This is a genomic window from Halobacillus ihumii, assembly GCF_902726645.1.
Lineage (GTDB): Bacteria > Bacillota > Bacilli > Bacillales > Halobacillaceae > Halobacillus_A > Halobacillus_A ihumii.
The window spans coordinates 1,712,643-1,724,726 of record NZ_CACVAO010000001.1 but is presented as its reverse complement, the minus strand read 5'-3'; the positions used below and the strand labels follow the sequence as shown (position 1 = coordinate 1,724,726).

Sequence of the window (12,084 nt, the reverse complement as noted above, 5' to 3'; positions counted from 1 at the left end):
ATAAAGCATTCCCCTGCCATAGAAAGCAAGGCAGGGGGAGATGTTTAAAGAATTCCAGCTGTTTTAAGTTCGTTGAACTCTTCATCGGAAAAGGCACGAGAGCGGGTTAAGAATCGTTTTCCTTCTACACCTTCTAATGAAAACATTCCACCGCGGCCATCCACAACATCAATAATGAGCTGGGTATGCTTCCAGTAATCATATTGCTTCTTGTGGATATAAAAGGGAGTTTCCCCAATTTTCCCGAGCAATACGTCCTGTGTGCCTGTGATCAGATCGCCTTCCGGATAACACATCGGAGAGCTTCCGTCACAGCAGCCGCCGGATTGGTGGAACATCAACGGGCCGTGTTTCTCTTTAAGTGCTTCAATCAACTGGAGGGCTTCATCGGTAGCTGTTACGCGTTCAACCATTCCGTCACCTCCTTTGTAAGATTAAAAGAATCCTAACTTCTGTCCACTATAGCTGACAAGCAGGTTTTTTGTCTGCTGATAGTGGCTGAGCATCATTTTGTGATTCTCACGGCCGACTCCAGACATCTTGTAGCCGCCAAATGCTGCATGGGCAGGATAAGCGTGGTAGCAATTCGTCCATACACGGCCAGCTTCAATGCCGCGCCCGAAGCGATAGGCAGTATTAATATCTCTGGACCAGACCCCGGCACCGAGACCATAAAGAGTATCATTAGCAATTTCCATTGCTTCTTCTGGATCTTTAAAGGTAGTAACCGCAAGAACAGGACCGAAGATTTCCTCTTGGAAAATCCTCATACTATTGTTACCTTTGAACATCGTTGGCTGAACATAATAGCCGTCGGAAAAATCGCCCTCCAGTTGATTCCGTTCACCGCCAATGAGACATTCTGCACCTTCTTCTTTTCCAATATTAAGATAGGAAAGAATTTTTTCAAGCTGTTCAGAAGACGCTTGAGCTCCCATCATTACCTCTGGATCAAGCGGGTTTCCGACTTTAATGGCTTTGACGCGTTCGATGACTCGTTCCATAAATTGTTCGTAAATTGACTCCTGCACGAGCGCACGTGAAGGACAGGTACATACTTCTCCCTGGTTTAAGGCAAACATAACCATCCCTTCAATCGCCTTATCAAGGAAATCATCATCTTTACTCATCACATCTTCAAAGAATATATTTGGTGATTTTCCACCAAGCTCAAGTGTGACAGGGATTATATTTTGTGAAGCATATTGCATAATCATGCGACCGGTTGTTGTCTCCCCGGTGAAGGCAACCTTGTTAATGCGCGGATTTTGAGCAAGTGGTTTACCCGCCTCAAGGCCATAACCATTCACGACATTTAATACACCAGCAGGAAGTAAATCCTCTATCATCTCTAGTAAAAGCAGCAAGGAGGCTGGAGTCTGCTCCGCTGGCTTAAGCACAATGGCATTACCAGCAGCAAGTGCAGGGGCGATTTTCCATGTAGCCATAAGGATCGGAAAGTTCCAAGGTATGATTTGTCCTACTACTCCAAGCGGTTCGTGAAAATGATAGGCAACTGTGTCGTTGTCGATTTCCCCAATTGATCCCTCTTGGGCACGAATAACAGAGGCAAAGTAGCGGAAGTGGTCAATAGCTAAAGGTATGTCAGCATTAAGTGTTTCTCTGACAGCTTTCCCATTTTCCCATGTTTCAGCGACAGCCAGTTTCTCAAGGTTCTCTTCCATACGATCAGCAATACGGTTTAGAACAAGTGAGCGTTCTGTGACTGAGGTTTTCCCCCAGGACTCCTTTGCTTCATAGGCTGCATCAACGGCAAGTTCAATGTCTTCTTCTGTAGAACGAGGTACCTGACAAAAGGTTTTACCAGTTACAGGTGTAACGTTATCAAAGTATTGTCCCTTAACTGGCGGAGTCCATTTACCCCCAATAAAATTGTCATAACGTTCTTTGTACTGAACGATTGATCCTTCGGTATTAGGAAATGCGTATACCATTCTCCATGCCTCCCATTATTAATCTAGTAATGTGCAAGCGCTTACAATAAAAGTATGTAAATAGGTTGCACTTAATTTGAAAGTACCACGATATCAGAATTTTGTCAATTATTAGGTAATATTATTGTTTCAACTTGAAGAGGTAGTTTCTAGGTGTTGTTTCAGCTATTTCACCCGCATGCTTGCCGCAATTTTGTTATAATAGAATCAACTTATCGAAATGAAGGGGTTCGAAGATGATGACAACTAATCGGGTTTTGCTTGTTGACGGAATGGCCTTGCTTTTTCGCGCGTTCTACGCCACAGCAATGAGCAATTATTTCATGATAAATAGTAAAGGTATGCCTACAAATGCTGTTTACGGAATGGTAAAGCATCTTTTTGCAGCAATCGACACTTACCAGCCTACACACGTTGTATGCTGCTGGGATATGGGAAGTAAAACATTCCGTAACGAGCTTTTTTCCGAATATAAAGCAAACCGCGGGGAAGCCCCGGAAGAATTAATCCCTCAGTTTGAGTTAGCCAAGGAAGTTATGGAATCATTGGATATTCCCAATATAGGGAAGATTGGCTTTGAAGCGGATGACTGTATGGGAACGCTGAGTGATGGATATTGTAAAGATTCGCAGGTGTTTATTCTTACAGGGGATCAGGATATGCTTCAGCTGCTCAAGCCGAATGTTTCTGTCGTTTTATTGAAGAAAGGGTATGGAAATTATGCTGAATACCGTGAGGATTCTTTCTATGAAGAAAAGGGGATCACACCAGCCCAAATGGTAGATTTAAAGGCTTTGATGGGCGACAGCAGTGATAATTACCCAGGCGTGCGGGGAATTGGCGAAAAAACAGCCCTTAAACTATTAATTCAGCATAAAACGATAGAGGGGATTCTTGAAAATATCGATCAATTAACGAAAGCACAACGGACAAAAATTGAGCAGGACCTTGAGATGCTTCATCTCTCAAGAAAGCTCGCGCAGATTCATTGTGAAGCTGATGTGAATTGTTCATTGGAAGAGGCTCTGTTTTTCATTGATGATGAAAAAATGGGGCAAAAATTTGATGAACTCGAGTTTAGAAATTGGCAGAAAAATCTTGTAGGAATGTAAATAAAACAGCCGCTCCCATCTCGGTGGGAACGGCTGTTTTATTGTTTTATAGATTTTTCAAGGCGTCTTCGATTTGCGTTTCACCTTGAACCATCTCAAAGGTTTTATGATACGCATTTGCTTCTTCCAGAGCAGCAATCATCGTCTTAGCCACATCTGCTCTCGTAATGGAGTCGCGCTCCACCTTCTTACCAACTTTAATTTTGCTGGTGCTATCTTCGTTGGTCAGACCGCCTGGGCGAACGATCGTATAATCAAGTTCCGTGCCTTCCAAGTATTCATCAGCTTCAAGCTTCATTCTCAAGTAATGCTCCATAGGGCCGGATCCCTGGCTTGGATCATCTGCAGAGATGGCGCTAAGCATAACGAATTTTTTAATCCCCAGATTTTCTGTTGCCTTAATCAGATTGATGGCTCCATCACGGTCGACCGCTGTCGTTTGCTCTGAACCTGTGCTTGAGCCCGAACCAGCCGCGAACATCACAGCATCCATTCCTTTGACAGCATGACCTACATCTTTTGTTAAATCGGCGAGAACAGGTGTACCGCCTAATTCCTCAATTGTTGCTTTTTGTTCTTCTTTACGAACCACGCCGTACGGCTCATGGCCGTCTTCCTTTAGATATTGTATAAGTAAACGTCCTGTCGTACCATTTGCTCCTGCTACGAGTACTTTCATAACTTCTGAACATCTCCTTCTCTTTAATGCTACATTAAGTTTATCCGTTCTCAGTTTTGTTCAAACATTTAGGAGCCAGAAGGGAAACATAGTTCTTGATAGTTACAATGGGCGCAAATACGCGGGTTGTCCTGCATCGGGAATTGTTCAATCGGCAAAGGCTGGTTTTGATTGGAATCCAGCAGGTAATTTTGCATTTGCTCCATACTGATTTGGTAGAGACGTTGAACATTTACAAGGTCATGGGATGTTAACTGGTGCTCCACATTAGTTCCCTCTAATAAATATTCATTTCGAATAACGATATCATCTAATGATTCAATATTATATTTTTGTTGTAAGTAAAGAGCATATAGTGCCAGCTGGTTTCGGTCTTCCTCCGATGATTTCCCTGTTTTCCAATCGACAATCACCCATTTTCCTTGTTGTAAATCCTTGTAAACTAAATCCATTACGACGAAGATCTTAATCCCATCTACTTTCATATATCTAAATTTCTCTGATTCTATAAACCTCATATTCTCTTTGTTGAGGACGTCAGCGAATGACTGACTGGCAAAAAAGTTTTTTACTGTAGTATGAAGGCGGTCCGTAATTTTCTTAGTTTTGGATTCAGGAAGTGTATTTGTCTGGCTATAATAAATTTCATGCAGCATCGTATAATGTTTCGGCCTGGTCTGCCATAGATGCTCTTTACGAGTCGATTCAATAAATCCTTTGTTTAAATGATGGCGAATCTCATCCACCACAGCTTCCTCACTAGGAATCTCTTTATCATGCAGCACATCTTGAATTATTTGGTAGATTAAATCATGGACAATACTGCCAAAATGCATCTCAAGATTCGTAATCTTCTTTAGACGATAAGCCTGTTGGGACAACGATTCCCCACTAGCAAGCCAACCATTATGAGAAACATAATAATCATAGGCATACTTACGCAGACACGTCAGCATAGTCTTATGACGAGAAAGCGACCACGACAACTCCGGAAAACGCCTCATTCCAAACCCTCCTCAGGTCATCCATTCATTCCTATTCATTACATAAATTCCCACCCCAGGTCTTCCAATCATTTCCTTCCAATAATATATTGATATGTACCTAAGTCGATTTGTTTATTAATAACAACAATCCCCTCGCTTTCAAGCGAAAGCTGCTGCTCCATTGCTGCTTCCTCATCATTGATGGCTATTTCTCCTTTGGAATTGATGACTCGGTGCCACGGCAGCTGATATTTTCTGCTCATTGAATGAAGCACGCGTACCACCTGTCTCGCTGCACGTGGACTTCCTGCAGCACGAGCAATCTGGCCGTAAGTCATCACCTGTCCCTCCGGAATCTCCATGATAATCTTGATCACTTTTTCTGTAAAAGGTTTCATCGATACCATTCATCTCCTAAAACCATCCAAATCATAGCCTCACCTGTCAAGAGTTTGTTACAATTCAAATAGACGAATTGAACATGTGGAGGCCTAACTATGAGTATACCACGAACACTTACAATTGCAGGATCAGCAGCCCAAGGAAGTGCCGGCATCCAAGCTGACCTTAAAACCTTTCAAGAACTAGACGTTTATGGCATGAGCGCAATCACGGCTATCGTTGCCAACAATTCCACAACGGAACAAGGAATTTTCACACAGCCGCTCGAAGCCATAGAAGCACAAATTTATGCTGCTATGGAACACGTCGGTCCCAATGCGCTGAAGACGGGGATGCTTTTTACCGAACCGATTATCAAACGGACAAGTGAGCTGATAGCTGCTTCTTCTGTAAAAGAGATTGTGGTCGACCCGGTCATGATTGGGAAAATGGGATCCCAGTTGCTCCAGGATGAGGCCATTGAAACGCTGATCGAGCATCTGCTGCCCCTCGCAACAATTATCACACCTAACCTGCAAGAGGCGGCACGAATACTAGATGAACCTGCATCGGAGTCCCCGGAAGAAATGGAAGAGGCCGCCCGGAGACTTCATAAGCTTGGCCCGAATTATGTACTACTCAAAGGCGGGTCTCTAACCAACCATTCAGCCGTTGATTTTCTATTTGACGGAGATACCATGAGGCGATACGAATCCGAGCGCATCGATACAATTCATACAAGCGGAGCAGGATGCACTTATTCAGCAGCTATTACTGCAGAGCTTGCGAAAGGGAAAACAGTCGTGGAAGCTGTTCATACAGCCAAGTCGTATGTGACCAGCGCCATTCGGCATGCCCTATCATTTAACCGAGGAATCGGCTCAACAAACCACGCCGCCCATCGCAAATACGAAAAAAAGTAAGCACGGTACAATTTCCCACCTTAGGTCATCCAGAATCTGGATGACCTAAGGTGGGAATAAATGGAGGAGGGTGTTTGAAGTGAAGGATACACACTTGTTTTTGTTTGGCGGGAGTCCGCCTATGCCTGATAAAATAGCTGGTCGGTTTGTTGAAACCTTAGGAAATAAAAGAGGATCTATCGCGGTGTTATACATAGAACGGGAAGGTGCTGAAGAGTATCTTCCAAGATATACTCTTTCATTACACAGTCATGCACCAGAGCTGAGCATTTTCTATCTGGCATTAGGAACCTCTTATACAGAGAAACAACTCGACCAATTGAGAGCCTCCGATGGGATTATAATTGGCGGGGGAGATACATTAGCCTACCGTAACTACATTGTGGAGACTGAGATAGCTGAGATCATTCAATGTCAATTTCAGAAAGGAACATCGATTGCTGGGTTTTCAGCGGGCGCACTGATTTCTCCAGAGAATTGTGTGATCTCACCGAAAGATAATCCTAAAGAGGTAACTTTATACCAACAAGGACTGGGATTACTCATGGATGCTGTCATTTCAGCTCATTACCTGAAGTGGGAAGAGCAAGATCAATTGAAAAAGATCGTTGCTCATACCCAAGTCCAGGTCGGCTACGGCATTGCAGATGATTCCGGAATCTACTTTAAGAACCAGAGGCTAACCACAATAGAAGGATATCTTCATATAGAAAATTATTCCACCTCAGGTCATCCAAAATATGGATGATGGAAAAAGAGAAAACAAAAAGCCTTTGCTTAAATGTGCAAAGGCCATTGTTAGTCGCAACCACAATTAGTTTTCAATACGATCATATTTATCAATTTGTTTCTTACGTACAGCATCCCAGCGGTTTTCAGGGTGCTCTTTACACTCAGTTGTACAAGCAGCGTGATATTTCTCTTCACACTCAGCACAGCAAACATACTGACGGTTACATACAGGGTTACTACAATTAATCATACGGTCTTCAGTTTTACCGCAATGTTCGCACTCCGCAACTACCTTTTCTTCAACCTGATTAACAGGCACGGAAATACGCTCGTCAAATACATACATTTTTCCGTCAAAAAGCTGTCCCTTAACCTCTGGATCTTTACCATACGTGTTGATGCCGCCTTCAAGCTGATAGACGTCTTCAACACCATTTTTCATTAGAATACCTGTTAATTTCTCACAGCGAATCCCGCCGGTGCAGTACGTGAGAACCTTTTTATCCTTCCATTGGCCGGCGTTCTCAGCAATCCACTCTGGAAATTCACGAGAGTGCTCCACATCAGGCTGAATCGCATTACGAAAATGGCCGATGCGATATTCATATTCATTACGGCCGTCAATAACAACCGTGTCTTCATCTTGAAGCATTTTATAAAATTCCTTCGGCTTTAAATGTTTGCCGCCGATCTCCTTAGGGTCAATATCATCATTTTCAATACTCCAGTTGACCAGTTCAGGCTTAACGCGGCAGTGCATTTTCTTGAAGGCATGTCCTTCATGTTCGTCTATTTTAAAATGCATATCTGCAAAACGTTCGTCTGAGCGTACATAGTCCATATACTGTTCTACTTGCTCCACTGTACCAGAAACCGTTCCATTGATTCCTTCGGGAGCAACAATGATTCGGCCTCGCAGACCCAGGTCTTTGCAAAACTTTAAATGGTTTGCACAATATTCCTCATAGTCAGGCAGGTCAACATACTTGTAATATAATAGAACTCGATAATCTTGTGAGCTCATTGGTGATTCCTCCTATATATAGATCAAGCATTATAATAAAAAACATAAAATATCCATACTCCATCATATTCGATTTCAGCCAGAAATTCAAATTACCGTTTCTCATCATGTACTATGGTAAATAACTTTGCAGATTTTCATTAAAAAGAGCACCTTAGCTCAAGAAGGTGCTTCTAATCGTACGTCTATTGTTACACGACTTTTGCCCCCAGGACCTGCTCAAAGTGTTTCAAAGCCCACTCATGACCTGGCTGATTGAAGCTAGCTACCGCATCCTTGTGTACGACGATTTGATATCCTAAATTATAAGCGTCTACCGCTGTATGGAGGACGCAAATATCTGTACAAACTCCAATTAAGTGGATTTCGCTGATGCCACGCTCCCGGAGTTTCATATCCAGAGCTGTAGCATGGAAGGCACTATACCGTGTTTTATCCATAAAATAAATGGCAGAACGGTTTTCATCAAATAAAGACATCAGCTCACCATATAAATGCCTTCCCTCCGTCCCGCGAATATTGTGCGGCGGAAATAAGTCTGTCTCTGGGTGATACGGATCGCTTTCCTCATGCACATCTACCCCCAGCACAACATAATCTTTATTCTTTATGAACTTCTCAGTTAGGCTTACGAGAGAGTCCTCAATGTCCCTGCCAGGTTTTCCACAAGTAAGGGCACCTTCTTTTGCGACAAAATCAACCGTATAATCGATCACAATAAGTGCACGATTCATCATTTTAATCGCCTCCCTGATGTATATACACATATATTAACATAAGAAAAGAATGATCAATGATCCACTTTTTAAAATGCAAGTGAGCGATCCTTTCCTCGGACAATACTGGTCAGCCGCAAGGTATAAAAGATCGGCTGGACACCCGGTCTTGCACCTAAACAGAATGAGCGTGTCGGACCGACTGAGGATTTTTGTACATTGTCATGAACATAACGGCCCCACACAAGATAAGGAGTCCGCTCGTCACAAAAAAGACAGCTGAAAATCCATAAAGTCCTGATAACATTCCACCCATCGCTGGACCAATAATATTTCCTAAAAAGCGAAGACTCGTATTGTAACCGAGCACTTCCCCCTGCATAGCCACAGGAGCCTCTTGGCGAATATATGCTGTTCGAACAGGAATGATACCGCCAATCGAAACACCAAGCAAGAAGCGTAACGCTACCAGTTGCCAAATATTCGTCACGAACGCTGCGGGGATATAGACAATCCCTGCCATAAATAATAGAAAAACAAGAATTTTCACGTACCCCTTCCGATCTGCAAGCCGACCCCATCGCCTCGCCATTAACAAATTTCCAAGACCAGCTGCCGAAAAGGCAATTCCGGAAAATAGGGCCAAGTTTGCAGGTCCATGCAATTCTCCAACGTATAGCGATAGAATCGGTTGAATGCTGAAATGGGCGATCTGTACAAACATCGAAATAATCATCACCATTAACAGTACTGGCTGCTTCACGATATGCTGGATAACCTCACGAGAAGAATAGCTCGACTTTTCTTCCTCATCTTCCTTCTCCACCTTTTGTTCATGAATCCCAAAGAACACAATGAAGGCAGATAGGAAAACGGTTATCGATACAAATTGAAAAGTTGTACCATATCCGACGGAGTCTGCAATAAAGCCCCCAAGCAGCGGGCCAAGCAAGCTCCCGGTAATACTCCCGGTTTGCAGCGTGCCAAGTACCTGCCCCGCAATACGCTTCGGTGTTTGTGTAGCAATTAATGCTTGTGACATCGGTATAAATCCAGTAAAAATCCCCATAAACAGCCGGAGTAGGAACAATTGCCACACCGTTGTTGCGAACCCCATTAATAGAACGGACAAAGCAAGCCCTGTTGCGGAGATGATCAAGATGTTGCGCCTGCCATACCTATCTCCGATTCGTCCCCAAATAGGTGAAAAGATAAAGGCTGTAACAAAGGTGATCCCGAACACAAGTCCTGACCACGTTTGTACGAATGAGCTGGAGAAATCGCCTAGTTCATCAATGTATAAAGATAAGAACGGTAAAACCATCGTTATACTGCCAGCTATGAAAAAGTTGGCGAACCACATGATCCATAAGTTACGTTTTGCACGTTGTTCCTGTGTTAGGATAGCGGATCCCTTCTTCCCCAAATATTTCGATACCCTAAATATTTTTATAGCATAAAAACTTCCATATATAAAGAAATAACACTCCGTATAGAAGGAGTAGAAAGAAACATGTAAAGAATGGAAATAACTAGAACAAAATAAAACGGTTGCAAAACATGTATATACAACTTATAATAAAGTCGAATTATGTATATACATGTCTGTATTATTTTAATGTAAGCGTTTAAGGAGGGGCACTATATGTTCAAAAAACTTTTTGGAAATAAAGAGCAATCGGTCGTTGTGGTTGCTCCTATAAATGGGAAGGTAGTTGCGCTTGAAGATGTACCGGATCCTGTGTTCGCAGAAAAGATGATGGGCGAGGGAATAGCTGTTGAACCTGTTGAGGGGACGGTTGTAAGCCCGGTGGAAGGTGAAATCGTTCAGCTTTTCCCGACGAAGCACGCTGTGGGGCTAAAGACGAAAACAGGTGCAGAAATCCTTATCCATATCGGATTAGAAACGGTAAGTATGGAAGGGGAAGGTTTTGAATCCTTTGTTAAACAAGGGGATAAAGTAAAAGTGGGAGACCGCCTAATTACTTTTGATAAGAGTTTAGTGGAAGAAAAAGCGAAGAGTATAGTCACACCTATTATTGTGACCAATAGTGATGAATTTGATGTTGAATTGACATCCGAAAGCCAAGCTTCAGCAGGAGAGACTGAACTGTTGACAGTTAATAACAAATAGGAGGGGAATCATATGAATCACAAACAGCAGGCCGAGCAAATACTAGAAGCTATCGGCGGCAAAGAGAACCTGTCGGCTGGGACACACTGTGTGACGCGTCTTCGTTTAGCTCTGCATGATGAAGATATTGTTGATAAGGAAAGATTGAATCAGTTAGACGCGGTTAAGGGCTCTTTTTCAACGAACGGTCAGTTTCAAATCGTTGTCGGGCAAGGCACCGTAGATAAGGTATATAAAGAGTTAATCCAATTAGCTGATATTGGTGAAGCCTCAAAAGACGAAGTGAAAGAAGCTTCAAAGGGAAACATGAACTGGCTTCAGCGTGCTGTTAAAACGCTGGCAGACATTTTCATCCCAATCTTACCGGCAATTGTAACCGCTGGTCTGCTTCTTGGTATTAATAACATCCTGACTGCTCCAGGAATTTTCTTTGATAACCAATCCATTATCGATGTCTACCCGCAGTGGTCGGGTATCGCGAACATGATTATCGTCATAGCCAACACGGCCTTTGCTTTCTTACCTGGACTGATTGGATGGTCCGCTGTTAAGAAATTCGGAGGAAGTCCGATTCTCGGTATAGTTATGGGTCTTGTCCTCGTAAATCCGGAATTATTGAATGCATGGTCATATGGACAAGCAGTTAAAGAAGGTACCGTTCCCACTTGGGATTTGTTTGGCTTAACTGTTGAAAAAATTGGCTATCAAGGCCAGGTTCTGCCCGTACTTGTAGCTTCATATGTCTTAACGAAAATTGAATTATTCTTGCGTAAACGGGTTCCAGAAAGTATTCAACTGTTGGTTGTCGGACCTGTAGCGTTACTTGTAACTGGTTTCTTAACCTTTATTATTATCGGTCCTATTACATTCGCTATCGGAAATGGAATTACTGATGGATTAGTGTCTATATTTGATCATTTTGCCGCACTGGGCGGACTCATTTATGGTGCTTTATATGGGGTAATGGTTATTACCGGAATGCACCACACTTTCTTAGCTGTTGATATTCAACTGATCGGAAGTACAGGAACAACTTTCTTATGGCCAATGCTTGCGCTGTCCAACATTGCACAAGGTTCAGCTGCTTTAGCAATTATGGCAGCTTCTAAGGACGAGAAGTTAAAAGGTCTTGGACTTTCTTCAGGGGTTTCAGCCTATCTCGGAATAACAGAACCTGCCTTATTCGGTGTGAACTTACGCTTTAAATATCCATTCATCATAGCTATCACATCTTCTGCTATTGCTGGTCTTTATATCTCAGCAGCCGGAGTTGTGGCAAGCTCAATAGGTGTCGGTGGTATTCCTGGAATATTCTCCATTGTCGCCCAATATTGGCTTGAATTTGCAATTGGAATGGTGATCGTGATTGTTCTTCCATTCGTGGGAACATTCCTATACGCCAAACGTAAACGCGACGTATAAGAACATTTTTACAAGAACGG

General features: G+C 42.9%; 13 protein-coding genes. 5 read left to right on the top strand and 8 right to left on the bottom strand.

The features are described 5' to 3' along the window. Nucleotides 1-44: 44 nt before the first annotated feature. Both G6R08_RS08665 and exaC read right to left on the bottom strand, forming a co-directional pair. Nucleotides 45-413 (bottom strand): DUF779 domain-containing protein, encoded by a 369-nt coding sequence (locus G6R08_RS08665; RefSeq protein ID WP_163527616.1) that lies wholly within the window; start codon nucleotides 411-413, stop codon nucleotides 45-47. A gap of 21 nt (nucleotides 414-434) precedes the next feature. Next, entirely contained in the window at nucleotides 435-1,955 is a 1,521-nt protein-coding gene (gene exaC / locus G6R08_RS08660) for an acetaldehyde dehydrogenase ExaC (RefSeq protein WP_163527615.1), read from the bottom strand. A gap of 236 nt (nucleotides 1,956-2,191) precedes the next feature. Between exaC and G6R08_RS08655 the strand changes: the two genes are divergently transcribed. After that, on the top strand, nucleotides 2,192-3,067 hold the full coding sequence (locus G6R08_RS08655; RefSeq protein ID WP_163527614.1) for a 5'-3' exonuclease: 876 nt from the start codon (nucleotides 2,192-2,194) through the stop codon (nucleotides 3,065-3,067). Between the two features lie 46 nt (nucleotides 3,068-3,113). Here G6R08_RS08655 and G6R08_RS08650 read toward each other — a convergent pair whose 3' ends face one another. From G6R08_RS08650 to G6R08_RS08640, 3 genes are all read right to left on the bottom strand, one after another. Next, entirely contained in the window at nucleotides 3,114-3,746 is a 633-nt protein-coding gene (locus tag G6R08_RS08650) for an SDR family oxidoreductase (RefSeq protein WP_163527613.1), read from the bottom strand. Between the two features lie 68 nt (nucleotides 3,747-3,814). Continuing rightward, nucleotides 3,815-4,750, bottom strand: a complete 936-nt coding sequence (locus G6R08_RS08645; RefSeq protein WP_163527612.1) for a PD-(D/E)XK nuclease family protein — start codon at nucleotides 4,748-4,750, stop codon at nucleotides 3,815-3,817. 68 nt (nucleotides 4,751-4,818) lie between these two features. Continuing rightward, nucleotides 4,819-5,130, bottom strand: a complete 312-nt coding sequence (locus G6R08_RS08640) for an MGMT family protein (protein ID WP_163527611.1) — start codon at nucleotides 5,128-5,130, stop codon at nucleotides 4,819-4,821. A gap of 99 nt (nucleotides 5,131-5,229) precedes the next feature. Between G6R08_RS08640 and thiD the strand changes: the two genes are divergently transcribed. Continuing rightward, nucleotides 5,230-6,036, top strand: coding sequence for a bifunctional hydroxymethylpyrimidine kinase/phosphomethylpyrimidine kinase (gene thiD, locus G6R08_RS08635; protein WP_163527610.1), 807 nt, complete (start codon nucleotides 5,230-5,232; stop codon nucleotides 6,034-6,036). Nucleotides 6,037-6,115: 79 nt separating this feature from the next. Further along, nucleotides 6,116-6,784: a Type 1 glutamine amidotransferase-like domain-containing protein gene (locus G6R08_RS08630; protein ID WP_163527609.1), complete on the top strand. Its 669-nt coding sequence runs from the start codon at nucleotides 6,116-6,118 to the stop codon at nucleotides 6,782-6,784. A gap of 66 nt (nucleotides 6,785-6,850) precedes the next feature. On the opposite strand, the gene trhO is transcribed toward G6R08_RS08630, so the two are convergent. From trhO to G6R08_RS08615, 3 genes are all read right to left on the bottom strand, one after another. Beyond that, on the bottom strand, nucleotides 6,851-7,792 hold the full coding sequence (gene trhO / locus G6R08_RS08625) for an oxygen-dependent tRNA uridine(34) hydroxylase TrhO (RefSeq protein WP_163527608.1): 942 nt from the start codon (nucleotides 7,790-7,792) through the stop codon (nucleotides 6,851-6,853). Between the two features lie 191 nt (nucleotides 7,793-7,983). Then, nucleotides 7,984-8,526 (bottom strand): cysteine hydrolase family protein, encoded by a 543-nt coding sequence (locus G6R08_RS08620; RefSeq protein ID WP_163531218.1) that lies wholly within the window; start codon nucleotides 8,524-8,526, stop codon nucleotides 7,984-7,986. 157 nt (nucleotides 8,527-8,683) lie between these two features. Beyond that, the gene (locus tag G6R08_RS08615; protein ID WP_163531216.1) at nucleotides 8,684-9,871 is read right to left on the bottom strand and encodes an MFS transporter; all 1,188 of its coding nucleotides are present in this window, start codon (nucleotides 9,869-9,871) and stop codon (nucleotides 8,684-8,686) included. Nucleotides 9,872-10,153: 282 nt separating this feature from the next. On the opposite strand from G6R08_RS08615, the gene G6R08_RS08610 reads away from it, so the two are divergent. Then, nucleotides 10,154-10,642: a PTS sugar transporter subunit IIA gene (locus G6R08_RS08610; RefSeq protein ID WP_163527607.1), complete on the top strand. Its 489-nt coding sequence runs from the start codon at nucleotides 10,154-10,156 to the stop codon at nucleotides 10,640-10,642. Between the two features lie 12 nt (nucleotides 10,643-10,654). Then, on the top strand, nucleotides 10,655-12,064 hold the full coding sequence (gene treP, locus G6R08_RS08605; protein WP_163527606.1) for a PTS system trehalose-specific EIIBC component: 1,410 nt from the start codon (nucleotides 10,655-10,657) through the stop codon (nucleotides 12,062-12,064). The last annotated feature ends 20 nt before the right edge of the window (nucleotides 12,065-12,084 follow it).

Coding starts and splice junctions, on each gene's coding strand:
- G6R08_RS08665 (WP_163527616.1), bottom strand. CDS start 413: ATGGTTGAACGCGTAACAGCTACCGATGAAGCCCTCCAGTTGATTGAA.
- exaC (WP_163527615.1), bottom strand. CDS start 1,955: ATGGTATACGCATTTCCTAATACCGAAGGATCAATCGTTCAGTACAAA.
- G6R08_RS08655 (WP_163527614.1), top strand. CDS start 2,192: ATGATGACAACTAATCGGGTTTTGCTTGTTGACGGAATGGCCTTGCTT.
- G6R08_RS08650 (WP_163527613.1), bottom strand. CDS start 3,746: ATGAAAGTACTCGTAGCAGGAGCAAATGGTACGACAGGACGTTTACTT.
- G6R08_RS08645 (WP_163527612.1), bottom strand. CDS start 4,750: ATGAGGCGTTTTCCGGAGTTGTCGTGGTCGCTTTCTCGTCATAAGACT.
- G6R08_RS08640 (WP_163527611.1), bottom strand. CDS start 5,130: ATGAAACCTTTTACAGAAAAAGTGATCAAGATTATCATGGAGATTCCG.
- thiD (WP_163527610.1), top strand. CDS start 5,230: ATGAGTATACCACGAACACTTACAATTGCAGGATCAGCAGCCCAAGGA.
- trhO (WP_163527608.1), bottom strand. CDS start 7,792: ATGAGCTCACAAGATTATCGAGTTCTATTATATTACAAGTATGTTGAC.
- G6R08_RS08620 (WP_163531218.1), bottom strand. CDS start 8,526: ATGAATCGTGCACTTATTGTGATCGATTATACGGTTGATTTTGTCGCA.
- G6R08_RS08615 (WP_163531216.1), bottom strand. CDS start 9,871: ATGTGGTTCGCCAACTTTTTCATAGCTGGCAGTATAACGATGGTTTTA.
- G6R08_RS08610 (WP_163527607.1), top strand. CDS start 10,154: ATGTTCAAAAAACTTTTTGGAAATAAAGAGCAATCGGTCGTTGTGGTT.
- treP (WP_163527606.1), top strand. CDS start 10,655: ATGAATCACAAACAGCAGGCCGAGCAAATACTAGAAGCTATCGGCGGC.